General features: G+C 71.6%; 21 protein-coding genes. 8 read left to right on the top strand and 13 right to left on the bottom strand.

The genetic code is table 11. From position 1 onward, the window contains the following. The first annotated feature begins 37 nt into the window (after window positions 1-37). Complete coding sequence (locus KI385_RS13485; RefSeq protein WP_238572431.1) at window positions 38-958, top strand: SDR family oxidoreductase; 921 nt, start codon at window positions 38-40, stop codon at window positions 956-958. Window positions 959-990: 32 nt separating this feature from the next. On the opposite strand, the gene KI385_RS13480 is transcribed toward KI385_RS13485, so the two are convergent. The 7 genes from KI385_RS13480 to KI385_RS13450 form a co-directional block, all read right to left on the bottom strand. Next, window positions 991-2043 carry a helix-turn-helix transcriptional regulator gene (locus KI385_RS13480; RefSeq protein WP_238572430.1) on the bottom strand — a complete coding sequence of 351 codons (1053 nt, stop codon included), beginning with the start codon at window positions 2041-2043 and terminating at the stop codon, window positions 991-993. Between the two features lie 491 nt (window positions 2044-2534). Continuing rightward, window positions 2535-5207, bottom strand: a complete 2673-nt coding sequence (gene aceE, locus KI385_RS13475) for a pyruvate dehydrogenase (acetyl-transferring), homodimeric type (RefSeq protein ID WP_238572428.1) — start codon at window positions 5205-5207, stop codon at window positions 2535-2537. A 298-nt stretch (window positions 5208-5505) separates the two neighbouring features. Further along, window positions 5506-6129, bottom strand: a complete 624-nt coding sequence (locus KI385_RS13470; protein ID WP_238572426.1) for a GntR family transcriptional regulator — start codon at window positions 6127-6129, stop codon at window positions 5506-5508. Window positions 6130-6268: 139 nt separating this feature from the next. Then, complete coding sequence (gene sucB / locus KI385_RS13465) at window positions 6269-8011, bottom strand: 2-oxoglutarate dehydrogenase, E2 component, dihydrolipoamide succinyltransferase (protein ID WP_238572424.1); 1743 nt, start codon at window positions 8009-8011, stop codon at window positions 6269-6271. Between the two features lie 53 nt (window positions 8012-8064). Beyond that, window positions 8065-9453, bottom strand: a complete 1389-nt coding sequence (lpdA, locus tag KI385_RS13460; protein ID WP_238572423.1) for a dihydrolipoyl dehydrogenase — start codon at window positions 9451-9453, stop codon at window positions 8065-8067. A 386-nt stretch (window positions 9454-9839) separates the two neighbouring features. Beyond that, window positions 9840-11384 (bottom strand): leucyl aminopeptidase, encoded by a 1545-nt coding sequence (locus tag KI385_RS13455; protein ID WP_238572422.1) that lies wholly within the window; start codon window positions 11382-11384, stop codon window positions 9840-9842. Between the two features lie 214 nt (window positions 11385-11598). Beyond that, entirely contained in the window at window positions 11599-12393 is a 795-nt protein-coding gene (locus KI385_RS13450) for an adenosylcobinamide-GDP ribazoletransferase (protein WP_238572420.1), read from the bottom strand. A 108-nt stretch (window positions 12394-12501) separates the two neighbouring features. On the opposite strand from KI385_RS13450, the gene KI385_RS13445 reads away from it, so the two are divergent. Then, the gene (locus KI385_RS13445) at window positions 12502-13239 is read left to right on the top strand and encodes a hypothetical protein (RefSeq protein ID WP_128511073.1); all 738 of its coding nucleotides are present in this window, start codon (window positions 12502-12504) and stop codon (window positions 13237-13239) included. On the opposite strand, the gene KI385_RS13440 is transcribed toward KI385_RS13445, so the two are convergent. From KI385_RS13440 to KI385_RS13420, 5 genes are all read right to left on the bottom strand, one after another. Further along, window positions 13214-13912: a hypothetical protein gene (locus KI385_RS13440; protein ID WP_238572419.1), complete on the bottom strand. Its 699-nt coding sequence runs from the start codon at window positions 13910-13912 to the stop codon at window positions 13214-13216. The two genes, KI385_RS13445 and KI385_RS13440, sit on opposite strands and share 26 nt — an antisense overlap. Window positions 13913-13986: 74 nt before the next feature. Further along, window positions 13987-15747: a phosphatidylglycerol lysyltransferase domain-containing protein gene (locus KI385_RS13435; protein ID WP_238572417.1), complete on the bottom strand. Its 1761-nt coding sequence runs from the start codon at window positions 15745-15747 to the stop codon at window positions 13987-13989. A gap of 141 nt (window positions 15748-15888) precedes the next feature. Continuing rightward, a complete protein-coding gene (cobT, locus tag KI385_RS13430; protein WP_238572416.1) occupies window positions 15889-16935 on the bottom strand; it encodes a nicotinate-nucleotide--dimethylbenzimidazole phosphoribosyltransferase in 1047 nt (348 codons plus the stop codon). Window positions 16936-16956: 21 nt separating this feature from the next. Further along, complete coding sequence (locus KI385_RS13425) at window positions 16957-17670, bottom strand: class I SAM-dependent methyltransferase (protein WP_238572415.1); 714 nt, start codon at window positions 17668-17670, stop codon at window positions 16957-16959. A 62-nt stretch (window positions 17671-17732) separates the two neighbouring features. Beyond that, window positions 17733-19013, bottom strand: coding sequence for a bifunctional adenosylcobinamide kinase/adenosylcobinamide-phosphate guanylyltransferase (locus KI385_RS13420; protein ID WP_238572413.1), 1281 nt, complete (start codon window positions 19011-19013; stop codon window positions 17733-17735). A 161-nt stretch (window positions 19014-19174) separates the two neighbouring features. On the opposite strand from KI385_RS13420, the gene KI385_RS13415 reads away from it, so the two are divergent. Then, window positions 19175-19399: a hypothetical protein gene (locus tag KI385_RS13415; RefSeq protein ID WP_238572412.1), complete on the top strand. Its 225-nt coding sequence runs from the start codon at window positions 19175-19177 to the stop codon at window positions 19397-19399. A gap of 73 nt (window positions 19400-19472) precedes the next feature. Here KI385_RS13415 and KI385_RS13410 read toward each other — a convergent pair whose 3' ends face one another. Continuing rightward, on the bottom strand, window positions 19473-20069 hold the full coding sequence (locus KI385_RS13410; protein WP_238572411.1) for a DUF3043 domain-containing protein: 597 nt from the start codon (window positions 20067-20069) through the stop codon (window positions 19473-19475). Window positions 20070-20345: 276 nt separating this feature from the next. On the opposite strand from KI385_RS13410, the gene KI385_RS13405 reads away from it, so the two are divergent. From KI385_RS13405 to KI385_RS13385, 5 genes are all read left to right on the top strand, one after another. Then, complete coding sequence (locus KI385_RS13405; RefSeq protein ID WP_128511768.1) at window positions 20346-21131, top strand: PspA/IM30 family protein; 786 nt, start codon at window positions 20346-20348, stop codon at window positions 21129-21131. Between the two features lie 56 nt (window positions 21132-21187). After that, window positions 21188-21466: a PspA-associated protein PspAA gene (gene pspAA / locus KI385_RS13400; protein WP_238572410.1), complete on the top strand. Its 279-nt coding sequence runs from the start codon at window positions 21188-21190 to the stop codon at window positions 21464-21466. 74 nt (window positions 21467-21540) lie between these two features. After that, a complete protein-coding gene (locus KI385_RS13395; RefSeq protein ID WP_238572409.1) occupies window positions 21541-22839 on the top strand; it encodes a sensor histidine kinase in 1299 nt (432 codons plus the stop codon). Beyond that, a complete protein-coding gene (locus KI385_RS13390) occupies window positions 22836-23522 on the top strand; it encodes a response regulator (protein ID WP_238572408.1) in 687 nt (228 codons plus the stop codon). Before KI385_RS13395 ends, KI385_RS13390 begins: the two co-directional genes overlap by 4 nt. Window positions 23523-23707: 185 nt before the next feature. Next, window positions 23708-26896, top strand: a complete 3189-nt coding sequence (locus KI385_RS13385; RefSeq protein ID WP_238572407.1) for an efflux RND transporter permease subunit — start codon at window positions 23708-23710, stop codon at window positions 26894-26896. Window positions 26897-26980: the final 84 nt, after the last annotated feature.

The raw sequence follows: 26980 nt of genomic DNA, 5'->3' as shown, positions 1-26980 counted from the left end.
ACGGATGCGAGGCACCTGACAGCGAGGAGTGGCGTACGTGACGGAACGGAAAGAACTGGCGGGACGGGTGGCGCTGGTAGCCGGGGCGACCCGGGGCGCGGGCCGTGCGATGGCGGTGGAGCTGGGCCGGGCCGGTGCCCTGGTGTACGTGACCGGGCGGACGACCCGGGAGCGGGTCAGCGAGGTCGGCCGGCCCACCGAGACCATCGAGCAGACCGCGGAGCTGGTGACCGCGGCGGGCGGCACCGGGATCGCCGTACCGACCGACCACTTGGAGCCGGCGCAGGTCAAGGCGCTGATCGAGCGCATCGACCGGGAGCAGGGGCGACTGGATGTGCTGGTCAACAGCGTCTGGGGCGGCGACCGGCTGATCGAGTTCAACACCAGGCTGTGGGACCTCGATCTGGACAACGGGCTGCGGATGTTCCGCCTCGGCATCGACACCCACATCATCACCGGCCACTACGCGCTGCCGCTGCTGATCAGGCGGCCCGGCGGGCTGGTCGTCGAGGTCACCGACGGCACCGCCGCCTTCAACCGCACCTACCGTGACAACCTCTGCTTCGACCTCACCAAGAACGCCCCGCATCGCATGGCCTTCGGCCTCGCCGCCGAGCTGACGGAGTACGACGGCACGGCGGTCTCGCTCACCCCCGGCTTTCTGCGGTCCGAGGAGATGCTCGACCACTTCGGGGTGACGGAGGAGACCTGGCGCGACGCGGTGGCCGAGGAGCCGCACTTCGCCATCGCCGAGTCGCCGGCTCTGATCGGCCGCTCGGTCCGCGCGCTGGCCGCCGATCCGGACAGGCGGCGCTGGAGCGGACAGTCGCTCTCCAGCGGCCAGTTGGCGAAGGAGTACGACTTCACGGACACGGACGGCTCCCGGCCCGACTGCTTCGGCTACTTCGAGGACGTGGTCTTCGGGGGGAAGGACGCGAGCGCGGCGGGCTACCGGTAGCGGGGCCCTCGCCTCGGGTTACGTAGCGCGGGCTACGTATACAGAGCGGCCGTCCGTCGGGCGGCCGCCGCGAAGCGCTCACGCAGCCCGGAGGGCGCGAGTATCTCGCCCTCCGGGCCGAGCGCCAGCAGCTGGGCGTAGGCGACCTCGGCGGACTCCACGGCCAGGGTGACGGTCAGCCGGCCGTGCGCGTCGGGGCCGCCCGCGGCCTGCGCCGCCTCGATCGCCTCGCGGGCCGCCATGCGCTCGGTGACGTACGGCAGTTGCAGCGCGCCACGCTTCGAGAGCCGGAGCACCACCTCCTCGCGCAGGAGGGAGCGGGTGAACTGCGTGGCCCGCTCCGCCCAGAACGCCGGGAGGTCGAAGGACTCGTCGCGGACGAAGCGGCCTCCGCCCCCGCCAGGCATGCCGGCCTGGCCGTTGTCGTCCGTCCCGCTGCCCTCGTCCGCGCCACTACGCTCGTCCGCCCCGCCGAACTCGACCGCGGCGAACCGGTCGACCCGATACACCCGGTAGTCACCCCGCGTACGCGCCGCCAGATACCAGACCCCCGCCTTCAGCACGAGGCCGTACGGCTCCAACTCCCGCTCCACCTCGGTGTCCTTACGGAGGTAGCGGGCGGTGATCCGGCGGTCGTCCCAGACCGCATCGGCGATCGCGGGCAGCAGGGCGGGGGGCTCGGGCTCCTGATACCAGTTGGGCGCGTCGAGATGAAAGCGCTGGGCGGCGCCGGTCGCGGCGTCCCGCAACTCGGGCAGCAGAGCGGCGGAGACCTTCAGACGGGCGGCGGAGGCGGCGTCCGCGAGCCCCATCTCGCGCAGGGCGGAGGGGACTCCGGACAGGAAGAGCGCCTCCGCCTCGCTGCGGCCGAGGCCGGTGAGACGGGTGCGATAGCCGCCGATGAGGCGGTAGCCGCCGGCCCGGCCGCGGTCCGCGTAAACGGGCACCCCGGCCTCGGAGAGGGCGAGGACGTCCCGGGCGACCGTGCGCTCGGAGACCTCCAACTCCCGCGCCAGCTCGGCGGCCGTCATCGACGGCCGCGACTGGAGCAGCAACACCATCTTGATCAGCCGGGCAGCACGCATACCCCCATCATGCCGAGGCCCACTGACAATGCCGGGGGGCGGGACGGTATGGGCGGGCAGGGGATGCGGGGCGGGCGGGCCAGGTGCGCCGGACGGGACGGGTGGGCCAGGTGCGTCAGGCGGGGCAGGTGCGTCAGGCAGGGCGGGCGGGGCGGGCGGGAGAGCCCAAGCCGCGGAACCGCACCACCACACCCGCCCACCCCCCGAAGGGGGGTGGGCGGCGGGGAAAAAGATAAGAAGGCCCGGCCGTTGTCAGGGCATGACCGGCCGGGCCGGAGGGTTCCCGTGCGGAGGCCCCGGGCGCGGGATGGTGGCCTCCGCACGGGAGTTCGGGGGTGCCCCTGAAGGGGCGGGCGGCACCCCGCACGGGGGTGCCCCTCAAAGACGGACGCACCCGGCACGGGAGCGCCCCTCAAAGGCGGGCGGCACCCGGTGTCGGCCGGGGCCGCCCACGTCGGCGGCACCCGGTGTCGGCCAGGGCCGCCCACATCTCACAGGCCGTACCGCTCCTTGGCCTCCTTGACGGTCTCCAACTTGACCTCGCCGCGGCGGGCGAGGGACGCCAGCGCCTGGACGACCACCGACTGCGGGTCGACGCCGAAGTGGCGGCGGGCCGCCTCGCGGGTGTCGGAGAGACCGAAACCGTCGGTGCCGATGGAGGTCCAGTCCTGCTCGACCCAGGGGGCGATCTGGTCCGGGACGGCACGCATCCAGTCACTGACCGCGACGACCGGGCCGGGGGCGCCGGCCAGTGCACGGGTGACGTACGGGATCCGGTCCTCGCCCTCCAGACGGGCGGCGTCGCACTCCAGGGCGTCGCGGCGCAGCTCCGTCCAGGACGGCACCGACCAGACGTCCGCCGCTACGCCCCAGTCGTCGGCCAGCAACTGCTGCGCCTCCAGGGCCCAGTGGATGGCCGTACCCGAGCCGAGGAGCTGGAGGCGGGGGGCCTCGGAAGCCGCGGACCCGTCGAGAGCGGCCTCCTTGAAGCGGTACAGGCCGCGCAGGATGCCCTCTTCGACGCCCTCGGGCATGGCCGGCTGGACCTTGGGCTCGTTGTAGACGGTGAGGTAGTAGAAGACGTTCTCGGGGTTCTCGCCGTACATCCGGCGCAGACCGTCCTTGACGATCACCGCGATCTCGTACGCGAAGGCCGGGTCGTAGTTGAGGGACGCCGGGTTCGTGGACGCGATCAGGTGCGAGTGGCCGTCGGCGTGCTGAAGACCCTCACCGGTCAGGGTGGTACGGCCGGCGGTGGCGCCGACGATGAAGCCCTTGCCGAGCTGGTCGGCGAGCTGCCACATCTGGTCGGCGGTGCGCTGCCAGCCGAACATCGAGTAGAAGATGTAGAAGGGGATCATCGGCTCGCCGTGCGTCGCGTACGACGAGGCGGCGGCGATGAAGTCGGCCATGGCGCCGGCCTCGGTGATGCCCTCGTTGAGAATCTGGCCGTCGGTGGCTTCCTTGTAGTACATCAGCTGGTCGCGGTCGACCGGCTCGTACGTCTGGCCCTTGGGCGAGTAGATGCCGACCGAGGGGAACAGCGACTCCATACCGAAGGTACGGGCCTCGTCGGGAACGATCGGCACCCAGCGCTTGCCGGTCTGCTTGTCCCGTATCAGGTCCTTGACGAGGCGGACGAAGGCCATGGTGGTGGCCATCTCCTGCTTGCCGGAGCCCTTGTACAGCGCCTTGAAGGCGCGCTCCTCGGGCGCGGGCAGCGCCGGGACCGGGTGGACCCGGCGGGCCGGGGCCGGACCGCCGAGGGACGCGCGGCGCTCCTGAAGGTAGCGGACCTCGGGGGAGTCGGCGCCCGGGTGGCCGTACGGAACGAGCTCCTCGTCCAGCTTGGAGTCCGGGATGGGAAGGTCGAGCAGGTCGCGCATGGCGCGGAACTCCTTGCCCGAGAGCTTCTTCATCTGGTGGTTGGCGTTCTTGGACTCGAAGCCGGCGCCCAGGGTGTAGCCCTTGACGGTCTGCGCGAGGATCACGGTCGGCGCGCCCTGGTACTCCACGGCCGCCTTGTAAGCCGCGTACACCTTGCGGGCCTCGTGGCCGCCGCGGGAGGTGTGGAAGCACTCGGCGATCTTCGCGTCGGTCAGCACCTTGGCCATCTCGACCAGGGCCGGCTCTGCGCCGAAGAAGTGCTCGCGGATGTAGGCGACGTCGCGGGTGGCGTACGTCTGGAACTGCGCGTCCGGCACCTGGCGCAGACGGCGGACGAGCGCACCGGTGGTGTCGAGCTGGAACAGCTCGTCCCAGGCGGAGCCCCACAGCGACTTGACGACGTTCCAGCCGGCGCCGCGGAACTGGGCCTCCAGCTCCTGAACGATCTTGAAGTTGGCGCGGACCGGGCCGTCGAGGCGCTGGAGGTTGCAGTTGATGACGAAGGTCAGGTTGTCCAGACCCTCGCGGGCCGCCAGGGCGAGTGCGGCGGTCGACTCGGGCTCGTCCATCTCGCCGTCGCCCAGGAACGCCCAGACGTGTGAGTTGGCGGTGTCCTTGATGCCGCGGTTGGCCAGGTAGCGGTTGAAGCGCGCCTGGTAGATCGCGGAGAGCGGGCCGAGGCCCATGGAGACGGTCGGGAACTCCCACAGCCAGGGCAGGCGCCGCGGGTGCGGGTAGGAGGGCAGACCGTTGCCGCCGGCCTCCTGGCGGAAGTTGTCGAGCTGCTGCTCGGAAAGGCGGCCGTCGAGGAAGGCGCGGGCGTAGATGCCGGGCGAGGCATGGCCCTGGATGTAGAGCTGGTCGCCGCTGCCGTCGCCCTCCTTGCCGCGGAAGAAGTGGTTGAAGCCGGTCTCGTACAGCCAGGCGGCGGACGCGAAGGTCGCGATGTGGCCGCCGACGCCGAACCGCGAGCCGCGCGTCACCATGGCGGCGGCGTTCCAGCGGTTCCAGGCGGTGATCCTGGCCTCCATCGCCTCGTCGCCCGGGAGGCCGGGCTCGGCGGAGGTCGGGATGGTGTTGACGTAGTCCGTCTCCAGGGGCGCGAGCCCGGGGGCACCGGTGTGCTCCAGCGCGCGGCGCATGAGATACGCGGCACGGTGCGGGCCCGCGGCCTTGGTGACGGCGTCAAGCGATTCGCGCCACTCGGCGGTCTCCTCGGGGTCCCGGTCCGGGATCTGGTCGAGCTGGCTGTACGTGGTACGTACGGGATCGGGCATGGGTGGCCCCTTTCCGGACGGTCGGTCGGGAGTGCGAGTGGATGCTTGGCAGGCAGGGGTGTCGCGCCCCGACAGGCGACGATACGCCTCTGATCGATGATCGATCAACGCTCGCGAAGGGAATAACCGCAGGTCGGCACGGGGTGCCGCAATTTCGGGCACCCCGTGCCAGGGTGGAAAGGGTTCCTGGTTGCCGAAAACGGGACCGAAAAGGGGACCGAAAGCGGACCGAAAACGGGACCGAAAGCGGGGGCGGAAGCGGGCCCCGCGCTGTCGCGGAACCCCCTCTCTCCGCCCTTCAGACCCTCGGTGCGCAGCTCAGCACATGCGCCTTGAGCAGGGTGCCGATCTTCGGGTCGCGGCGCCGGAACGCGTCCACGATCTCCTGGTGGTCCTGGGCGTGCGAGCGCGGCTCCGGACTGAACCAGCGGATCGACAGCGTCGTCCAGACCTCGATGCCCAGCGACTCCCAGGTGTGCAGCAGTACGGCGTTACCGGCCGCCCGCACGATCTCCCGGTGGAAGGCCACCGTGTGCCGCACCTGGGCCTCCCCGTCACCCGCCAGATCCGCCTCGCGCAGCGCCGCCACCTCGCGCTCCAGCGTCGCGGTGTCCTCGGCCAGCCGCCCGGCGGCCAGCTCCGCGGCCACCTGCTCAAGGCCGGCGCGCACCGGATAGCTCTCCTTGAGGTCGTCCGCGGTCAGATTCCGTACCCGTACGCCCTTGTTCGGCGCCGACTCGATCAGCTGCAGCGATTCCAGCTCCCGCAGCGCCTCCCGTACGGGCGTCTGGCTGACCTCCAGCTCGACCGCGATCCGCCGCTCCACGATCCGCTCGCCCGGCTGCCAGCGGCCGCTGACGATCCCCTCAAGGATGTGCTCGCGGATCTGCTCGCGCAGCGAATGGACGACGGGCGGGGTCATGACGTGCTCCTTCAGAGCGGGGGTGGCAAGGGGGCCATTATCCGGGACGCGGACGCGCAAAGGGGTCGGCCCCGGCTCGTACGAGATGCCGTACGAGCCGGGGCCGACCCCTTGCACACCTACCGGTTGACTACCGGGCTCAGAGACCGATCTCGGTCTCGAACTCGGCGGCCTCCAGGATCTGCTTGACCGTGGTCAGGTAGCGGGCGGCGTCGGCGCCGTCCACCAGACGGTGGTCGTAGGAGAGCGCGAGGTAGGTCATGTCGCGCACCGCGATGGTCTCGCCGAGCTCCGGGTGGTTGATGACCACCGGGCGCTTGACGGTGGCACCGATGCCCAGGATGCCGACCTGGTTCGGGGGCACGATGACGGTGTCGAACAGGGCGCCGCGCGAACCGGTGTTGCTGATGGTGAAGGTCGCACCGGACAGCTCGTCCGGCGTGATCTTGTTGGCGCGGACCTTGCCCGCCAGGTCCGCCGTCTTGCGGGCGATACCGGCGATGTTGAGGTCACCGGCGTCCTTGATGACCGGGGTCATCAGGCCCTTCTCCGCGTCCACCGCGATACCGACGTTCTCGGTGTCGAAGTAGGTGATGGTGCCCTCGGCCTCGTTGATCCGGGCGTTGACGACCGGGTGGGCCTTCAGCGCCTGGACAGCGGCCTTGACGAAGAACGGCATCGGCGAGAGCTTGACGCCCTCACGCTGCGCGAACGCGTCCTTGGCCTTGTTGCGCATCCGCATGATCTTGGTGATGTCCACCTCGACCACGGAGGTCAGCTGCGCCTGGCCGTGCAGGGCCTTCATCATGTTGTCGCCGATGACCTTGCGCATCCGCGGCATCTTGACGGTCTGACCGCGCAGCGGGGAGACCTCGATGGCCGGGGCCTTCGACGCGGCGGCCGGGGCGGCAGCGGCCGGAGCGGCGGCCTTGGCGGCCTCCGCGGCGGCGATGACGTCCTGCTTGCGGATCCGGCCACCGACACCGGTGCCCTTGACCGTGGAGAGGTCCACGCCGTTCTCCGCGGCGAGCTTGCGCACCAGCGGGGTGACGTAGGCGCCTTCGCCCTCACCGGCAGCCGGAGCCGGGGTGACGGGGGCCGGCGCGGCCGGGGCCTGAGCGGCCGGAGCCGGCGCGGGGGCCGGTGCCGGGGCGGGGGCGGGAGCCGGGGCGGCGGGCGCGGGCGCCGGAGCGGCGGCCGGGACCGGAGCCGGAGCGGGCGCGGGTGCCGGAGCGGCGGCCGGGGCCGGGGCAGCCGGAGCGGGCGCGGCGGCCGGGGCGGCACCGGCCGCACCGATCACGGCGAGCTTGGCGCCGACCTCGGCGGTCTCGTCCTCACCGACGACGATCTCCAGCAGGGTGCCGGAGGCCGGCGCCGGGATCTCGGTGTCGACCTTGTCGGTGGAGACCTCCAGCAGCGGCTCGTCGGCCTGGACCTCCTCGCCGACCTCCTTCAGCCAGCGGGTGACGGTGCCCTCGGTGACGCTCTCGCCGAGCGCGGGGAGGACGACGTCGGTGCCCTCGGCAGCGCCGGCGGGGGCGGCAGCGGGGGCGGGGGCCGCGGGGGCCGGGGCGGGCTCGGGCTGCGGCTGGGCAGCGGGGGCCTCGGCAGCGGCCGGGGCCGGGGCGGCGGCCGGCGCACCGGTGCCGTCGTCGATGACGGCCAGCTCGGCGCCGACCTCGACGGTCTCGTCCTCGGCCACCTTGATGGAGGTCAGAACGCCGGCGGCCGGGGCCGGGATCTCGGTGTCGACCTTGTCGGTCGACACCTCGAGCAGCGGCTCGTCGGCCTCGACGCGCTCACCCTCGGCCTTCAGCCAGCGAGTGACGGTGCCCTCGGTGACGCTCTCGCCGAGCGCCGGCAGGGTTACGGAAACCGCCATGGTTTCGGTTGCTCCTTACGAATTGCGGGATGTGGTCGCGCCCGGGACTGGGGTCAGTCGTGGGAGTGGAGAGGCTTGCCGGCCAGGGCCAGGTGGGCCTCGCCGAGAGCCTCGTTCTGCGTCGGGTGCGCGTGCACGAGCTGCGCAACCTCGGCCGGCAGGGCCTCCCAGTTGTAGACCAGCTGGGCCTCACCGACCTGCTCGCCCATACGGTCACCGACCATGTGGACGCCGACCACGGCACCGTCCTTGACCTGGACGAGCTTGATCTCGCCCGTGGTCTTGAGGATCTTGCTCTTGCCGTTGCCCGCGAGGTTGTACTTCAGAGCGACGACCTTGTCGGCGCCGTACAGCTCCTTGGCCTTGGCCTCGGTGATACCCACCGAAGCGACCTCGGGGTGGCAGTACGTCACGCGCGGCACGCCGTCGTAGTCGATCGGCACGGTCTTCAGACCGGCCAGCCGCTCCGCCACCAGCATGCCCTCGGCGAAGCCGACGTGCGCGAGCTGGAGGGTGGGAACGAGGTCACCGACGGCCGAGATGGTCGGCACGTTGGTCTGCATGTACTCGTCGACCAGGACGTAGCCGCGGTCCATCGCGACGCCCTGCTCCTCGTAGCCCAGGCCCGCCGAGACCGGCCCGCGGCCGATCGCGACCAGCAGCACCTCGGCCTCGAAGGTCTTGCCGTCGGCGAGGGTGACCTTCACGCCGTCGGCGGTGTACTCGGCCTTGTCGAAGAAGGTGCCGAGGTTGAACTTGATGCCACGCTTGCGGAAGGCCCGCTCCAGGAGCTTGGAGCTGTTCTCGTCCTCGACCGGGACGAGGTGCTTGAGGCCCTCGACGATGGTGACGTCGGTGCCGAAGGACTTCCACGCCGAGGCGAACTCGACGCCGATGACGCCGCCGCCCAGGACGATCGCAGACTTCGGCACGCGGTCGAGCTTGAGCGCGTGGTCCGAGGAGATGATGCGGTTGCCGTCGATCTCCAGGCCCGGCAGCGACTTCGGCACGGAGCCGGTCGCCAGCAGGACGTGGCGGCCCTGGACGCGCTGGCCGCCCACGTCGACGGAGGTCGGGGAGGACAGCCGGCCCTCGCCCTCGATGTACGTCACCTTGCGGGAGGCGATCAGGCCCTGCAGGCCCTTGTACAGGCCCGAGATGACCTCGTCCTTGTACTTGTGGACCGCCTCGATGTCGATGCCCTCGAAAGTGGCCTTGACACCGAACTGCTCGCTCTCACGAGCCTGGTCGGCGATCTCACCGGCGTGCAGCAGAGCCTTCGTGGGGATGCAGCCGTTGTGCAGGCAGGTGCCGCCGACCTTGCCCTTCTCGATCAGGGCGACGTCCAGGCCCAGCTGCGCCCCGCGCAGGGCAGCGGCGTAACCACCGCTTCCGCCACCGAGGATCACTAGGTCGAAAACGGTGCTGGCGTCGTTCGCCACGTCACGTCCTCCATGCATGGGTGCGCCGGAGCCGGTCGTCGATGACCGGTCCGCGGCTGTTGTTCGGCCGCTTTTACTTCGGCCCTGGGTAAGGGGGGCCCTGTCCTGCCGAGAACCCATCTTCGCACTTGTTCAACGAAGCCGGGACGGCGGGCCGGGCTCTGGACGGCGGATGGGCCGCCTCGAAGGGGTTACTGGTTGGTACAAAAAGTGCGGAGGCGCGAAGCGCCGCCGGGGAAGGGTGGTGGTGGGAGACGGGTGGGCGGATTTCGTTGAGGGCGAACGCGGGGCGGCCGCAGGGCGGTCGCACACCTACGGCCCCGGGCGGTATGCGCGGGGCCGTAGGAACAAGACGGGCAAGCGGGAAGAAATTCCCGCGCCGGCCGTCAGCCCAGGTCGCCCGCGGCGGTGCGCTCGGCCAGCCGCACCAGGGTGCGCACCGCGGAACCCGTACCGCCCTTGGGCGTGTAGCCCCAGGGCGCGCCCTCGTGGAAGGCCGGGCCCGCGATGTCCAGGTGTGCCCAGGTGATGCCCTCGCCGATGAACTCCTTCAGGAAGAGTCCGGCGACCAGGCCGCCGCCCATCCGCTCACCCATGTTGGCGATGTCGGCGACCGGCGAGTCCATGCCCTTGCGGAGGTGGTCGGGCATCGGCATCGGCCAGGACTGCTCGCCGACCTCCTCCGCGATCTCGTGGATCGAGGTGCGGAAGGCGTCGTCGTTCGCCATGATCCCGAAGTGGCGGTGGCCCAGCGCCAGCACCATCGCGCCGGTCAGTGTGGCGACGTCCACGATCGCGTCCGGCGACTCCTCCGAGGCGCGGGTCAGCGCATCGGCCAGCACCAGGCGGCCCTCGGCGTCGGTGTTGAGCACCTCGACGGTCTTGCCGCTGTACATGGTCAGCACGTCACCGGGGCGGGTGGCGGAGCCGGACGGCATGTTCTCGGCGAGCGCCAGCCAGCCGGTGACATTCACCTCCAGGTCCAGCTTGGCGGCGGCCACGACCGCGGCGAACACCGCGGCGGCGCCGCTCATGTCGCACTTCATGGTCTCGTTGTGGCCGGCCGGCTTGAGCGAGATGCCGCCCGAGTCGTACGTGATGCCCTTGCCGACCAGGGCGAGGGTCTTGGTCGCCTCGGCGTGGGTGTGGGCGATCCGCACCAGCCGCGGCGGGGCCTCCGAGCCCTGGCCGACGCCCATCAGGCCGCCGAAGCCGCCCTTCTTGAGGGCCTTCTCGTCCAGCACCTCGACCTCGAGGCCGAACTCCTTGGCCGCGGCCTGCGCCTCGGCCGCGAAGGACTTCGGGTTGAGGTCGTTGGAGGGGGTGTTGATCAGGTCGCGGGCGCGGTTGATCTCCGCGGCCAGCGCCTGGGACCGCTCGGCGGCGGCCTTGAACTCCTTGTCGCGCGGCTTGCCGCCGAGGATCGCGACCTCCGCCAGCGGCGCCGACTTCGCGTCGTTCTTCTTGCCGCCCTTGGCGTTCTGGCCGTTGCCGTTGGAGCGGTACGCGGTGAAGGTGTACGCGCCGAGCAGCGCGCCCTCGCTCACCGCGGCGGCCGCCTCGGCGTCCTCGACCGGCAGCGCGAAGCCGGCCTTCTTGCTGCCGGCCAGCGCGCGGGCGGCGCTGCCCGCGGCGCGCCGCAGCGCCTCGTTGTCGTAGTCGTCGCCCTTGGCGGGCGCCTCGCCGAGGCCGACCGCCAGCACGACCGGCGCCTTGAGGCCGTCCGCGGCGGGCAGCTTGGTCACCTCGCCCTCGGCACCACTCGCACCGAGGGTCTCCAGCACGGCGGCGAGCTTGCCGCCGAAGGCCTTGTCCACGGCCTCGGCGCCGGGAGCGACAACGACGCCCTTGGCGCCCTTGGCCACGCCGACGACGACGGCATCCGCGCGCACCGTTGCGGCGGAAGAAGTACTGAGGGTCAGTGCAGTCACGGTGTTAAGGGTCCTGTTCCGTCCGGGGATTCCGTCTGCGCGCAGCGCGCTGCTGCGGCCGAGCCTACGCTCGGCTGCGCAGCCAGGCCCGTCCGATACCACACCGGCACCCGGCGGGGCGGCTGCGCCCGGCGTCGTACGAGGTTAACTGGCGTTCACCCCGGAGTAGTTGGAGTCCACCCGTGGTTTCGGGGTGAGTTGCCGCCCGAGCCTGCTACCCGAGCGTCAGCACGATCAGCGCCGTCACCCCCGCGCTCTCCGCGAGCGCGCCGAAGACATCGCCGGTCACCCCGCCGAACCGCCGCCGGCAGTGCCCGAGCAGCAGTTCGCCGAGCCCGAGACCGAGCAGCGCCGCGAGCCCGGTGTGCAGCGCGCCGTACGGCCCGAAGACGGCACCCGCGGCCGCGCATCCGGCGGCCACCAGCGTGGCGCACAGCAGCGCCGCCCGCACCGGGACGGTCTCCGCGACCGCTGCGCCGAGCCCCTCCGGCCGGGCGGCCGGCACCCCTGCGCGGGAGGCGAGGGTCAGTGCACAGCGGGCGACGGCCGCCGCGACGGCCGCCGCGAGCGCGCCGTGCGCCCAGCCCTCGGCGTACAGCTCGTGGAGCGCGGCCACTTGGGCCAGCAGGGTGAACAGCAGCGTGATGACCCCGAACGGGCCGATGTCGGACTGCTTCATGATGCGCAGCGCATCCTCGGCGGGCTTGCCGCTGCCCAGGCCGTCGGCGGTGTCCGCGAGCCCGTCCAGATGCAGTCCGCGGGTGAGCACTGCCGGCACCGCGGCGCTGCCCACCGCGGCGAGCAGCGGGCCACCGCCGAGCAGCAGCAGCGCCCCGCCGACCGCGGCCGCGCACAGCCCGACGACCAGCCCGGCCAGCGGCGCACAGAGCATTCCGCCGCGTGCCGTGGCGCGGTCCCAGCGGGTGACGCGTACCGGCAGCACGGTCAGCGTTCCGAACGCGAAGCGCAGGGCGTCGGAGGGGGCCGGGGGAGCGGGCGTCTCGGTCACCGCGGCAGGCTATACGGGCGCCCGCGGCGTTTGATTGCCGACCCTGATCGAGGGAACGGTGCCTAATTGTCCCTACGTGTCCTTACGTGACGAAGGGGAGCGTGTGGGATGGGCCACTGGTGGTACCGCAACATCGTCGAGCCGGGGCGGCTGCCGCTGCTGCTGGCCCTCGCCTCGTTCGTGCTGACCTTCCTCGTGACCCGGGTCATCACCCGTCTCATCCGCGCGGGCAAGGGGCCGTTCCGCAACATCACCCCCGGCGGCATCCATGTCCACCATGTCGTCCCCGGTGTGGTCCTGATGGTCGTCGGCGGCTTCATCGCCCTCGCCGGGGACGGGCGCGGTTTCGGCGCAGGTGTGGCGGCGGTGCTCTTCGGCATGGGGGTGGGGCTCGTCCTCGACGAGTTCGCGCTGATCCTGCACCTCGACGATGTGTACTGGACCGAGCAGGGCACCAAGAGCGTCGAGATCGTCATCCTCACCGCCGCGCTGGTCGCCCTGGTCCTCGCCGGCTTCCTGCCGTTCGGCGTCAATGAACTGAGCCCGGACGAGACGGCCGACCGCTTCACGGTCGTACGGACCGTGGCCGTCAACTTCCTCTTCGCGGTCGTCGCGCTCTTCAAGGGGAAGGGCCGGATCGCCGTCATCGGGGTCTTCGTGCCCTTCGTCGCGCTCTTCGGCGCGATCCGGCTGGCCCGGCCCAACTCGCCCTGGGCCAGGCGCTTCTACCGCAAACGGCCGAAGGCGCGGGCCCGTTCCCAGGTCCGCGCCTACCGTCACGACCGGCGCTGGTCGGCGCTGCGCCGCAAGGTCGAGCATGTCATCGGGGGTGCTCCAAACCGGTGACGCGCTGGGCGTCGCGCGGCTTGCGCGGCCGCCACACCTCCCACACCCCGCACAGCGCCAGCACCGCCAGCACCGCCGCGACATGCTCCTTGCCCGCCAGGTTGTTCTTGATGAACACCACCTCGACGAGCATCGCGAGCACCACCACCGCGCAGGTGACCCACGCGCGATAGCGCCAGCACACGAACACCGCCAGCCCCACCACTGCCGCCGACGGCCCGGTGTCGATGACGTACTTGTCCGAGTCGGGCAGCCCGATCGGGCTCTCCGGTCCGATCCAGATGCCGATCCGGGCGTACATCGTCCCGGCGAGCGTGGCGAGATACGCCACCGCCATCGTCTGCCGCCAGCCCACACAGATCTCCGCGATCCCGAAGACCACCAGGATCTGCGCCAGCGCGCCCCACACCGGAAGGTCCAGCGCGGGGACGAACAGCGACAGCGGGGTACGCAGCAGCGCCACCCACAGATGCTCCCAGGCCTGTACGGAGCCGATGTCCTGGACCGGCTGATAGCCCCAGGGTTGGTTCTGCACGAACTGGAGGACGAGGGTCAGGCACACCGCGGCGAGCGTCACCGGAATCGCCCGCAGCTTCCTCGCGGCCAGCGCGGACCGCACCGTCCGCAGGAGTGGGCCCCACTCGGCACGCGCGGCGCGGTGCAGGGGGGACATCCCCCGCGGCCCCGGCACGGGTCCTTCCCGCCGCCCCGGCGCGGTTCCTTCGCGCCGCCCCGCCCCAGCCGGGCTCATCTCACATTCTCCAGGTGCTTGCGGTTCAGCCACTTGGGCAGACCGGGTGCTTCAAGAAAGCCTTCCGCACGGCCGGCGGCGATTCCGATCCGCAGCAAATCGGTGCTCTTTTCGAAGAGCATGTACCGCGGCTCCCAGATCGGTCGGTATTTCGCATTGGCGCGATAGAGCGATTCGATCTGCCACCACCTGGAGAAGAAGCTGAGCAGCGAGCGCCACAGGCGCAGCACCGGGCCCGCGCCGAGCCGCGATCCACGTTCGAAGACGGAGCGGAACATCGCGAAGTTCAGTGAGAGCTGAGTGATCTCCACCTCTTTCGCGCGCTGGATCAGCTCCAGGACCATGAACTCCATCAGCCCGTTCTCGGAGTTGCGGTCCCGCCGCATGAGGTCCAGCGAAAGGCCCTTCGTGCCCCACGGCACAAAGCTGAGCAGCGCCCGCAGCTCGCCCTGTTCGTCGGTGCATTCGAGCATCACGCAGCGCCCGTCCGCGGGGTCGCCGAGCCGGCCCAGCGCCATCGAGAAGCCGCGCTCGGTCTCCCCGTCGCGCCAGTCGTCGGCCAGCCGCAGCAGCCGGTCCATCTCCTCCGCGGGGATGTCCTCGTGACGCCGGATACGGACGGTGTAGCCGGCCCGCTCGATGCGGTTGTACGCCTGCCGTACGGTGCGCATCGCCCGGCCGCCGAGCGTGAACTCCGCGGTGTCCACGATCGCTTCGTCGCCGAGCTCCAGCGCGTCCAGACCGTGCCGGGCGTAGATCGTGCCGCCCTCCTCGCCCGCGCCCATCACGGCCGGCGCCCAGCCGTGCTCCCGGGCCTCGGCCAGCCACGCCTCGATCGCCCCGGGCCATGCCTCGGGATCGCCCAGCGGATCGGCGGAGGCCAGCGACACCCCGCCCACCACGCGGTAGGTGACCGCCGCCTTGCCGCTGGGGGAGAACATCACGCTCTTGTCGCGGCGCAGCGCGAAGTAGCCCAGCGAATCGCGGTCGCCGTGGCGCGCGAGCAGGGCGCGCAGCCGCTCCTCGTCGTCCTCGGTGATCGCCTCGGTGCTGCGTACGGACCGGAACGCCGCCCACAGGACGGCCACCAGCAGCAGCGTGCTCAGCACATTGATCGCGACATTGACCCAGTTCGGGGTGGCGATCCCGGGGAACGCGCGGTCGTCGGCGGCCAGGGACACCAGCCGCATCAGGCCGTAACGCCAGCGCTGCGCAAAGGTCGAGGAACCGTCCTGCGCGGTGTTGGTGACGGTCACCAACAGCGCCGCGAGCAGCGAGGCGACCAGCAGCCCGCCGGCCGCGGTGACCGCGGCGAGCTTCGGGTTCGCCCGGTCGCCCTTCGCATAGAACTCCCGGCGGCCGACCACCAGCGCCGCCGCGAACAGCAGCGTCAGCGCCAGCGACACCCAGTTCTGCGCATGTTCGCGGAACTCGGGGGCGGCTATCAGCGCGAACCCGAACAGCAGCAGAAGCAGCCCGGACAGCACCAGATTCAAGATCCAGGCCGCCCGCTTGCGCCGCCGCAGAGTGACCGACAGGAAGAGCGAGAAGGCACCGGACGCGAATCCGGCCGTCAGCAGATACGGAGTGAAGTACTCCTCGATGTTGTGCCGGCGGATGTCATCGGCGAACGACACCCACACCGCGCTCAGGAAATTGATGAAGGTGACCGTGCGCAGATACCAGATGCCGAATGTGGCACCGCGCTGCGACCAGCGACCGCGGGGGCGGTCTGCGCGGTCTTCGTCCCGACTCAAGCGATGTCTCCCATAAAACGTGTAAAGCGTGATCTTATGGGGCGCCGCCGGTGGTCCGGTACGGGCGTGAAGTGGTGAAAGCCCCGGTCCGGAGCGTTCGTCCGAGCGCGGACGGCCGGCTGGTTGCCGGCCGGCGCCGCGTCAGTCGCGTACGGGCAGTTCTGCCGCCAGGGCCGCGGCCGCCTGCACCAATGGCAGGGCCAGCAGCGCCCCCGTCCCCTCACCAGCAGTGACGCCGTGATCGAGCAGAGGGTTGAGCGCGATCCGGTCCAGCGCCTTCGCCTGCGCCGGCTCCCCGCTCGCCTGACCGGCCACCCACCAGTCCGGCGCCCGGAACGCCACCCGCTGGGCCACCAGCGCACAGGCCGCCGAGACCACCCCGTCCAGGATCACCGGCGTCCGGCGCACCGCGCTCTGCAGCAGAAAACCGGTGATCGCCGTCAGATCCGCGCCACCGGAAGCGGCCAGCAGCTCCAGCTGATCGCCGAGCACCGGACGGGCCCGCCGCAGCGCGTCCCGGATCGCCGCGCACTTGCGCATCCACGCCAGATCGTCGATCCGGGCACCGCCCCGCCCGGTGACCACCGAGGCGTCCGTCCCGCACAGCGCGGCGATCAGGGTGCTCGCGGCCGTCGTGCCGCCGACGCTCAGATCGCCCAGCACCACCAGGTCGGTACCGGCGTCCGCCTCCTCGTCGGCGATCGCCATCCCGGCCCGGAACGCCGCCTCGGCCTCCTCGGCGGTCAGCGCGTCCTCGACATCGATCCGCCCCGAACCGCGCCGCACCCGGTACCGGGTGACCTCCTCGGGCAGCTCCTCCGGATCGCAGTCCACCGCCATGTCCACCACGCGCAGCTGCGCCCCGGCGCCACGGGCCAGCACCGCGGCCGGACTCGCGCCGTCCAGCACGGCCCGTACAAGATCCTTGGTGCCGCCCGCCGGACGCGCCGACACACCCAGCTCCGCCACGCCGTGATCGCCCGCGAACAGCAGCACCCGCGCCCGCTCGATGGGCCGCACCGGCACCTGCTGCTGCGCGGCGGCCAGCCATTCGCCCAGCTCGTCGAGGCGGCCGAGCGCGCCCGGCGGCACGGCCAGCCGCGCCCGCCGCTCCTCGGCGTCACGGCGCACACCGCCGTCGGGGCGCTCGATCAGGTGGGCGAAGTCATCGAGGTTCAGGGCGCTCATTGGGCGCAGATTACCGTCAACTCACGGCTGACGAGACGCTCCGGGGCAACGGGCGCCGGCGAAGCGCACCTCGCACACCAGCGGCGTCAGCGCACGCAGCACCGGGATGCGGTGCCGGTAGCGGGCGGGAAAGTCCGGCCGGTGGATTTCGCGTACGGCGACGATGCCCGGGTGCGCGGCGGCCAGCCGCGGCAGCTCGGCGCGGTCCAGGCCCCAGCGCACCGGAGCAGGCCGGCGGCCGCCGGCCGGCCCGGCGGCCCGTCGGGCGAGCGCGGACGCCCACCGTGGCAGCGCGTCAAAGACCAGCGCACCGCCGGGAAACCGCTCCGCGCACGCAGCCAGCAGCGCGCGCACCGCGGGCGGCGACAGCCGCATCAGCACCCCGGGCGCCGTGACGATGACCCCGCGCTGCGGTTCGCGTACCGCGTCCAGCCAGTCGTGATCGGTCACCGCGCGGGCGACCGTACGCCGCCGGGCGCCGTCCGGCAGCAGCATCCGGCGCACCGCGGCGGTCTCCGGCGGCTGCACCGTCAGCCAGTTCAGCCGCCCGTTGTCCAGCCGCCAGAACGCGGTACCGAGCCCCTCGCCGAGCGCGACCACCGTCGCCTCCGGATGCCGTACCAGATAGGCGCGTACGGCCGCGTCGAAACACCGCCCGCGCGCCCCCGGCTCCCGCGCGGGACGGGCGCTTCGCCGGCCCTGCGCTCCGGTCTCGGTCAGCTCGGTTTCGGTCACGGGTCAAGAGCACCCGCCGCCGCGCCCGCGGGCAAGCGGACACGGGCCCCGCCGGGCATCCGTCATCCACGCAGCGCAAGCGCCTGGCCCGCGACGACCAGCAGCACCTGCTCGCACTCCGCGCCGAACGCCGCGTTCAGCCGCCCCAGTTCGTCCCGGAACCTCCGGCCCGCCGAGGTCGCCGGAACGACCCCCGAGCCGACCTCGTTGCTGACCGCCACCACCGGCCGGTGGGTCTCCCTCAGTGCCGCCACCAGCGCATCGGTCCGCTCCCGCAGCGCCCGCCGGCCGCCGGCCTCCCAGGTCTCGTCGTCCCACGCCCCGACCTCGTCCATGACATGCGTCAGCCACAGCGCCAGACAGTCGATGAGCAGCGGTGCGGCATCGGCCGGCCGCCCGGTGCCGGGGTCGGTACCGGGCCCGGCGGCCGCCAGCAGCGGCACCAGATCGCAGGTCTCGACGGTGCGCCAGCTGTTGGGGCGGCGCTCGCGGTGCAGCGAGATCCGCTCCGCCCACTCCTCGTCGCCGTCCCGGGTGCCGCCGGTGGCCACGTACACCACGTCCGGGAAGGCCGCGAGCCGTCGCTCCGCCTCCACCGACTTGCCGCTGCGCGCCCCGCCCAGCACCAGCGTGCGCCGCGGCAGATCCGGCACCGCGTGGAACTCGCCGACCACCAGCGAGCTGCCGTCCGGCACCGCGCGGGCGCCCACCGCCGCCAGCCTGCGGTGCAGTTCGGGCCCCGGCGGCACACTGTGGTCGATATGCACCGCGACCACATCCGTCGCGGCGTCGACCGCCCCGCTCGCCCGCAGCCGGGCCAGCGCGTCCGGCCGCTCCAGTACGTCGACCAGCACCATGTCGTACGGGCCGGTGCCGCCCATGCCCTCGTAACCGCCGCCCGCCGCGGGATGGTTGCCGTCGCCCAGCCCGGCCGGCGCCGCACCCGGCGGCAGATACAGCAGCCGCTCGCCCTCGGAGCCGGAGATCTCGTAGCCGGTACCCGGGATGTCCACCGCGATGGCCCGCACCCGGTGCCCGTCGAGCAGCGCCAGCTCCCGCCCGTCGGCGACCCGGCCCGGTGTCGGCAGCCCGGCCGGCACCTCCATCGCCGGCCCGGCGTGCGGATGCGAGAGCAGCACCTGCCGTACGCCCGCCAGCGACTGCCCGGCGCGGGCCGCCGCGAAGGCCGGGCCCGGAGTCAGGTCGATGAGCAGCGCACCGTCGACGAGCAGCGCGGTCGCCGCCCGCGCCTCGTCGCCGACGGCGGTCGCGCAGGCGGCACACGGGCAGCCGGGGCGCGGCAGCCCCTGCGGGGCCCCGGTGCCTAGGAGAGTCACATCCACACCGCCGAGTTTCTCGCGTCCGCGCCCGGTGAGCGCGGCGGGGGCGGGCTCGACACGGCCGTTAGGCTGCCGATCAGCACGCAAGCACCACATGGCGGAGTGCGTCGGCACGCGGTCCGCGGTGGCACAAGCACGTACTCGGCGGGATTCAGGAGGCGGACATGGCGTGGACGTGGCGGTTCGAGAAGGCGGACGGTACGGAGACGGCACCCGCCGTGGAACCGGAGGAGTTCACGACCCAGGGCGACGCGGAATCCTGGATCGGCGAGGAGTGGAAGGCCCTGCTCGACGGCGGCGTCGACCAGGTCCGCCTCTTCGAGGACGGCCAGGAGATCTACTCCGCCCCGATGAGCCTGCACGCGGCCGCCGAGGGCGCCGAGGGCTGAGCCCCCCCACGACGCAGGGCCGGGTCCGTACGGACGGACCCGGCCCTGCGTCATCACATCCAGCGTGCCACCCTCAGGGGCGCTGACCCCGCTTGACCTGCGGCTTCGGCAGCCGCAGCCGCCGCATCTGCAGCGTCCGCATGACCGCGTACGCCTTCACGCCCTTGAGGTTCTCGTTCGGGAAACGCTCCTGCAGCCGCTTGCCCAGGCGGAACCAGATCAGGACCGAGTCGAGCACGATCAGCACGATGATCACGAGCCACAACAGCAGCGCGATGGTCTGGATCGACGGCACCCGGACCATGGTGAGCACCAGGATCACCACCGCCATCGGCAGGAAGAACTCGGCGACGCACCAGCGTGAGTCGACGAAGTCCCGCGCGAACCGGCGCACCGGTCCCTTGTCGCGCACCGGCAGATACCGCTCGTCGCCGCTGGCCATCGCCTCACGCTGGCGGGCCATATCGGCACGGCGGGCCTCCCGCTGTGCCTTGGCCGCGTCCTTGCGGTTGGTCGGCGTATGCGCACGGGAGCGGCGCTGCGACTGGGCATCGCTGCGCTTGGGTGTCGGGCGGCCTTTGGGGGCCTGCGGGTCGCGGGGCTGCTGGGGCTGGTCCGCGGTCACCTTGGCGGTCGCGGCCTGCTCATCCTTCGAACGGCTTCGGAACACAAAACCCAAGGGTACGTGCTCCCCGCCCGGGGGCCAGGGTCCGACGGCCACGATCCGGCAACGGCGTACGCCGATATCGCCGCATCAGGCCTCTCCCTACTCCTTGCGCGGGAGAAGATGCGCTCCGCGATCGTCCTGGAGGAGGAGCGCATCCGGGCGCGAACAGTGCGGTAATGGAACCAGGGCCCGTACTGTGGGGTCTGTAGATGTGCTGGAGCCTAAGCCCGAAGTGATTCGGTCAGAAGGGGGCGCGCGAGGCCCATGAGCGATGGTGTCATGAAGCGGATGGGGATGATCTTCCGCGCGAAGGCCAACAAGGCCCTGGACCGGGCCGAAGACCCGCGCGAAACCCTCGACTACTCGTACCAGAAGCAGCTGGAACTGCTGCAGAAGGTACGCCGCGGTGTCGCCGACGTGGCGACCTCCCGCAAGCGCCTGGAGCTGCAGCTCAACCAGCTCCAGGGCCAGTCCGCCAAGCTGGAGGACCAGGGCCGCAAGGCGCTGGCGCTCGGCCGCGAGGACCTGGCCCGCGAGGCGCTGACCCGGCGCAGCGCGCTGCAGCAGCAGGTCACCGACCTGGAGACGCAGCACCAGACGCTGCAGGGTGAGGAGGAGAAGCTCACGCTCGCCTCACAGCGGCTGCAGGCCAAGGTCGACGCCTTCCGTACGAAGAAGGAGACGATCAAGGCCACCTACACGGCTGCCCAGGCGCAGACCCGGATCGGCGAGGCCTTCTCCGGCATCTCCGAGGAGATGGGCGACGTCGGCCTCGCGATCCAGCGGGCCGAGGACAAGACCGCCCAGCTCCAGGCGCGGGCCGGTGCGATCGACGAACTGATGGCCTCCGGTGCGCTGGACGACCCGAGCGGTATGGCCAAGGACGACATCACCGCCGAGCTGGACCGCCTGTCCGGCGGCAGCGATGTCGAACTGGAGCTGCAGCGGATGAAGGCCGAGCTCGCGGGCGGCCCGTCGGCCGGCAAGCAGGCGATCGAGAGCGGCCAGGGCGGCGAGGCCCAGCCCTCCCCGCAGCAGGACCAGCCGCGTTTCGACAAGCAGTGACGGTCGGCGGCGGTTAGCCTCACAGAGATCGTCGGACCGGACCAAGGGAGACCGTCGTGATCGTACGGATCATGGGGGAGGGCCAGGTGAAGGTGGCGGACAGCCACTTCATCGAGCTCAACAAGCTGGACGACGAGCTGCTCTCCGAGATGGAGAGCGGCGACACGGACGGCTTCAAGCGCACGCTGAGTGCTCTCCTGGATGCGGTGCGCCGCCTCGGCGAACCGCTGCCCGACGACTCCCTGGAGCCGTCGGAGCTGATCCTCCCCAACGAGGAAGCGGCCCTCGAAGAGGTCCGGGAGATGCTCAGCGACGACGGCCTCATCCCGGGCTGACCGCCGCCGCCCACCTCCACTCCAGCGCACAGCGCCCCGGTCCTTCCCGGACCGGGGCGCTACCGTTTGCTCTTGTGAGCCTCCCCGAACCTCGTCCGGACGCGCCCCGCGCCGGCCGCTTCCACTGGCACCGGACGCACCCGCTGGCGTTCGACGCCGTCCTGGCGGTGGCCGCCTTCGGGTGCATCCTGTTCGGCGCGGTGGCCGATCCGCACGGCCGGCACGGCCCGCGGTTCGGCGGCCATGAGCTGACCGCGACGACCGTGGTGCTGGCCGCCCTGGCCTGCACCGCCCTGGTCCTGCGCCGACGGCTGCCCCGTACGGTCCTGGCGGCCACCTGCGCGCTGACCATCATCGAACTGGTCGCCCGCTCCACCGATCCGCGCGCCCCGGTGGCCGCCTCCGCCGTGATCGCGCTCTACAGCCTGGCCTCCCGCACCGACCGGCCCACCACCTGGCGGATCGGCGCACTGACCGTCGTCGTGCTGACCGCCGCCGCGATGCTCTACGGGCCCCGCCCCTGGTACGCGCAGGAGAACCTCGGGATCTTCGCCTGGACGGGCATGGCCGCCGCCGCGGGCGATGCCGTCCGCAGCCGCCGTGCCTTTGTGAACGCCATCCGCGAGCGCGCCGAGCGCGCCGAACGCACCCGCGAGGAAGAGGCCAGGCGCCGGGTCGCCGAGGAGCGCATGCGCATCGCCCGCGAGCTGCACGACGTCGTCGCCCACCACATCGCCCTGGTCAACGTCCAGGCCGGGGTCGCCTCGCACGTCATGGACAACCGCCCCGACCAGGCCAAGCAGGCGCTGGCGCACGTCCGTGAGGCGTCCCGGTCGGCGCTGGAGGAACTCCGCGCCACCGTCGGCCTGTTGCGGCACTCCGACGACCCCACGGCGCCGACCGAGCCCGCGCCCGGCCTCGGCGTCCTCGACCAGCTCGTCGAGGGGTTCGTCCGCGCCGGGATCCCCGTCGATCTCGACCTGCCGCCCGCCCCCCGGCCGCTGCCCGCCTCCGTCGATCTGACCGCCTACCGTGTGGTCCAGGAGGCGCTGACCAATGTGCACAAGCACGCCGGTGAGGGGGCCCGCGCCACGGTGCGGATCATCCACTCCGAGACCACGCTGACCGTGACCGTCCTGGACGACGGAGCGGGCCGGGCCGGGGTGCCGCGGCAGAAGGGCGGCGACCGTCCGGCCGTGGGGGGCGGGCCCGGCGAGCCGGAGGACAGCGGCGGCGGCCACGGTCTGATCGGGATGCGTGAGCGGGTCTTCGCGCTGCGCGGCACGGTCGTGACCGGCCCCCGCGCGGCCGGCGGCTTCCAGGTGCGGGTCACCCTTCCACTGCAGTCCGTCCGTACGGGGGAGACAACATGACGATCAAGGTGCTGCTCGCCGATGACCAGACGCTGCTGCGCAGCGCGTTCCGGGTGCTGGTCGACTCCGAGCCGGACATGCGGGTCGTCGGGGAGGCCTCCGACGGCGCCCAGGCGTACGAGCTGACCCGGGCGGAGCACCCCGATGTCGTCCTCATGGACATCCGGATGCCCGGCGTGGACGGTCTGGCCGCCACCCGCATGATCACCGAGGACCCGGAGCTGACCGACGTCCGGGTGGTGATCCTGACGACCTTCGAGGTCGACGACTATGTGGTGCAGTCGCTGCGGAACGGCGCCAGCGGTTTCCTGGGCAAGGGCGCCGAGCCCGACGAGATGCTCAACGCGATCCGGATCGCGGCGGCCGGTGAGGCGCTGCTGTCGCCCGTCGCGACCAAGGGGCTGATCGCCAAGTTCCTCGCCCAGGGCGGCAGTTCGGCCGACAGTGGGCCCGGAGGGCGGGGCGCGGAGCGGCTGGCGACGCTGACCGGCCGCGAGCGCGAGGTGCTGGTCCTGGTGGCCGGCGGGCTGCCCAACGACGAGATCGCCGAACAGCTGGCGGTCAGCCCGCTCACCGTCAAGACGCATGTCAACCGCGCGATGGCCAAGCTGGGCGCCCGCGACCGCTCCCAGCTGGTGGTCATCGCCTACGAGTCAGGGCTCGTACGCCCACGGGTGCAGTAAGGGTGGAGTAAGCCGTACTCCGAACGCGGTACGGCCGCGAGCCGGAAACCGACCTGCGAGCGAGGAAAACCGGCCAGGACATGGCCGAAGGTGTAAGTGGGCCCGCAAAGGCCCCCCGCCGCCGGGCCCGGGCAGGCCCCGCCGACCCTTGCCGTCCTTTTCAGAACAGAAGAGAGACCCCACCCATGTCCTGGCTGTCCCGACTCAGCCTCGTACAACGGGGCCTGGTAGCGCTGATGTCGATCGTGGCGATCGCCTTCGGCGCCATCGCGATCCCGCAGCTCAAGCAGCAGCTCCTGCCGTCCATCGAACTCCCGATGGTCTCCGTTCTGGCGCCGTATCAGGGCGCCTCGCCCGATGTCGTCGAGAAGCAGGTGATCGAGCCGCTCGAGGACGGTATCCAGGCGGTCGACGGCATCAAGAGCGTCACCTCGACGTCGAGCGAGGGCTCGGGCGTCATCATGGCGCAGTTCGACTACGGCAATGACTCCAAGCGCCTGGTCGCCGATGTCCAGCAGGCGGTGAACCGCGCCCGCGCGAAGCTGCCCAAGGACGTCGACCCGCAGGTGGTGGCCGGCTCGACGGACGACATCCCCACCGTCGTCCTCGCCGTCTCCTCCTCCGCCAAGGACCAGCAGACGCTCGCCGACCAGCTCGACCGCAGCGTCGTACCGGACCTGAAGAACATCGACGGCGTCAGCCAGGTCACGGTGGACGGCGTCCAGGACCGGATCGTCGCGGTCACCCCCGACGACAAGAAGCTCGCCGCCGCCGGGCTCAACTCCCAGGCGCTCGGCCAGGCACTGGAGGCCGGCGGTGCGTCGGTGCCGGCCGGTTCGTTCGCCGAGGGCGGGCAGAGCAGGACCGTTCAGGTCGGCGCGGGGTTCACCTCCGTACGGCAGATCAAGGACCTGACCCTCGCCCCGGCCCCGGCGGCCGGCGGCGCCGGTGCCGGTGCCGGCCAGTCGGCCGAGCCGGTCCGCCTCGGCGATGTCGCCACCGTCAAGGAGGAGTCGGCCACCCCGACCTCCCTCACCCGCACCAACGGCAAGCCCAGCCTCGCCGTGATGGTGACGATGGACCAGGACGGCAGCGCGGTCGCGATCTCCGACGCGGTCAAGGACAAGCTCACCAAGATCCGTCAGGACCTGGGCAAGGGCACCGAGGTCACGGTCGCCTCCGACCAGGGCCCGGCGGTCTCCAAGTCGATCGACTCGCTGACCACCGAGGGCCTGCTCGGCCTCGTCATGGCGGTCATCGTCATCCTGGTCTTCCTGCTCAGCCTGCGCTCCACGCTGGTGACCGCGGTCTCCATACCCCTCTCGGTCGTCATCACCCTGATCGTGCTGTGGACCGGGGACCTCTCCCTCAACATGCTCACCCTCGGCGCGCTGACCATCGCGATCGGCCGCGTCGTCGACGACTCCATCGTCGTCCTGGAGAACATCAAGCGGCACCTCGGCTACGGCGAGGAGCGCCGCGAGGCCATCCTCTCCGCCGTCCGTGAGGTCTCCGGAGCGATCACCTCCTCCACCCTCACCACGGTCGCGGTCTTCCTGCCGATCGGTGTGGTCGGCGGCATGGTCGGCGCCCTCTTCGGCTCCTTCTCGCTGACCGTGACCGTCGCCCTGCTCTCCTCCCTGATCGTCTCGCTGACGGTCGTCCCGGTGCTGTCGTACTGGTTCCTGCGCGCCCCGGAGATCCCCGAGGGCACCACCGTGGACGAGCTGCGCCGCACGGCGGAGGAGAACGAGACCAAGAGCCCGCTGCAGCGCCTCTACGTCCCGGTGCTGCGCTTCGCGACCCGCCGCCGGGTCACCAGCCTGGTCATCGCCGTCGTCATCCTCATCGGCACCTTCGGCATGGGCCCGCTGCTGAAGACCAACTTCTTCGACCAGGGCGACCAGGACACCCTCACCCTCAAGCAGGAGCTCAAGCCCGGCACCAGCCTGGGCGCGGCCGACGCGCAGGCCAAGAAGGTCGAGAAGCTGCTGGCGGCCAACGACGACATCGCCGACTACCAGGTGACCGTCGGCTCCTCCGGCTTCATGGCGGCCTTCGGCGGCGGCACCGGCGCCAACCAGGCCTCCTACCAGCTCAAGCTGAAGGACGCCGCCGACTCCGGCAAGGTCACCGACGATCTGCGGGCCGCTCTCGACAAGCTCGGGAAGTCCATCGGCGACACCACCGTCACCGCGGGCGGCGGCTTCGGCAGCCAGGACCTGAGCGTGGTCGTCAAGGCCGGCGACGTCGACGTCCTGAAGAAGGCCGGTGAGCAGGTCCGTAAGGCCGTCGCGGGGCTCGACGACGTCACCGACGTCCAGAGCGACCTGGCCCAGAGCGTGCCGCGGATCTCCGTCAAGCCCAACGCCAAGGCGGCGGCGGCCGGTTACAACCAGGCCACGCTCGGCGCCGCGGTCGCCCAGGCGGTCCGCGGGACCACCAGCGGCAAGGCCGTCCTGGCCGACACCGAGCGCGACATCGTGATCAAGTCGGCCCACCCGGCCACCACCGAGGCCGAGTTGAAGAACCTGGCCGTCCCGACCCCGGCGGGCCCGGTCAAGCTCGGCACCATCGCCACCGTGCGGACCGTCCCCGGTCCGGTCCAGATGACCCGGATCGACGGCGCCCGCTCGGCGACCATCACCGCCAAGCCGACCGGTGACAACACCGGCGCGGTCAGCACCGAGCTGCAGAGCAAGATCAACGCCCTGAAGCTGCCGGACGGCGCCACCGCGAAGATCGGCGGCGTCTCCCAGGACCAGACCGACGCGTTCTCCTCGCTCGGCCTGGCGATGCTGGCGGCCATCGCCATCGTCTTCATGCTGCTGGTGGCCACCTTCAAGTCGCTCATCCAGCCGCTGATCCTGCTCGTCTCGATCCCGTTCGCGGCGACCGGTGCGATCGGTCTGCTGGTCGCCACCGGCACCCCGTTGGGCGTCCCGGCGATGATCGGCATGCTGATGCTGATCGGCATCGTGGTCACCAACGCCATCGTGCTGATCGACCTGATCAACCAGTACCGGTCGCAGGGTTACGGCGTGGTCGAGGCGGTCATCGAGGGCGGCCGCCACCGTCTGCGCCCGATCCTGATGACGGCGCTGGCCACGATCATGGCGCTGCTGCCGATGGCCCTGTCCATCACCGGTGACGGCGGCTTCATCTCGCAGCCGCTCGCCGTGGTCGTGATCGGCGGTCTGATCACCTCCACCCTGCTCACCCTCCTCCTCGTCCCGACGCTCTACGCGATGATCGAGCTGCGCAAGGAGCGCCGGGCGAAGAAGAAGGCCGCCAAGCGCGCGAAGAAGGCCGGCCTGCCGGTCGCGTCCGCCGAGGGCGACGACGAGCGCGCGCCGGAGCCCGCGAGCGTCTGACCGCGGGGCCGCCGACAGGAGCCCCCGCAGCCGTGTCCTACGGCTGCGGGGGCTCCTTCGTGTGTTTCCGCGTCTTCGGAGTTG

This window comes from Streptomyces inhibens (assembly GCF_022221585.1).
Classification (GTDB): Bacteria; Actinomycetota; Actinomycetes; order Streptomycetales; family Streptomycetaceae; genus Streptomyces; species Streptomyces inhibens.
This window is presented reverse-complemented; position numbering and strand designations above follow the sequence as displayed.

Bases quoted from the DNA above. Each gene is read 5' to 3' on its own strand.
- KI385_RS13470 (WP_238572426.1), bottom strand. From the start codon at position 6,129: ATGACCCCGCCCGTCGTCCATTCGCTGCGCGAGCAGATCCGCGAGCAC.
- sucB (WP_238572424.1), bottom strand. From the start codon at position 8,011: ATGGCGGTTTCCGTAACCCTGCCGGCGCTCGGCGAGAGCGTCACCGAG.
- KI385_RS13390 (WP_238572408.1), top strand. From the start codon at position 22,836: ATGACGATCAAGGTGCTGCTCGCCGATGACCAGACGCTGCTGCGCAGC.
- KI385_RS13480 (WP_238572430.1), bottom strand. From the start codon at position 2,043: ATGCGTGCTGCCCGGCTGATCAAGATGGTGTTGCTGCTCCAGTCGCGG.
- KI385_RS13385 (WP_238572407.1), top strand. From the start codon at position 23,708: ATGTCCTGGCTGTCCCGACTCAGCCTCGTACAACGGGGCCTGGTAGCG.
- KI385_RS13440 (WP_238572419.1), bottom strand. From the start codon at position 13,912: ATGTCCCCCCTGCACCGCGCCGCGCGTGCCGAGTGGGGCCCACTCCTG.
- KI385_RS13415 (WP_238572412.1), top strand. From the start codon at position 19,175: ATGGCGTGGACGTGGCGGTTCGAGAAGGCGGACGGTACGGAGACGGCA.
- cobT (WP_238572416.1), bottom strand. From the start codon at position 16,935: ATGAGCGCCCTGAACCTCGATGACTTCGCCCACCTGATCGAGCGCCCC.
- KI385_RS13445 (WP_128511073.1), top strand. From the start codon at position 12,502: ATGGGCCACTGGTGGTACCGCAACATCGTCGAGCCGGGGCGGCTGCCG.
- KI385_RS13405 (WP_128511768.1), top strand. From the start codon at position 20,346: ATGAAGCGGATGGGGATGATCTTCCGCGCGAAGGCCAACAAGGCCCTG.
- aceE (WP_238572428.1), bottom strand. From the start codon at position 5,207: ATGCCCGATCCCGTACGTACCACGTACAGCCAGCTCGACCAGATCCCG.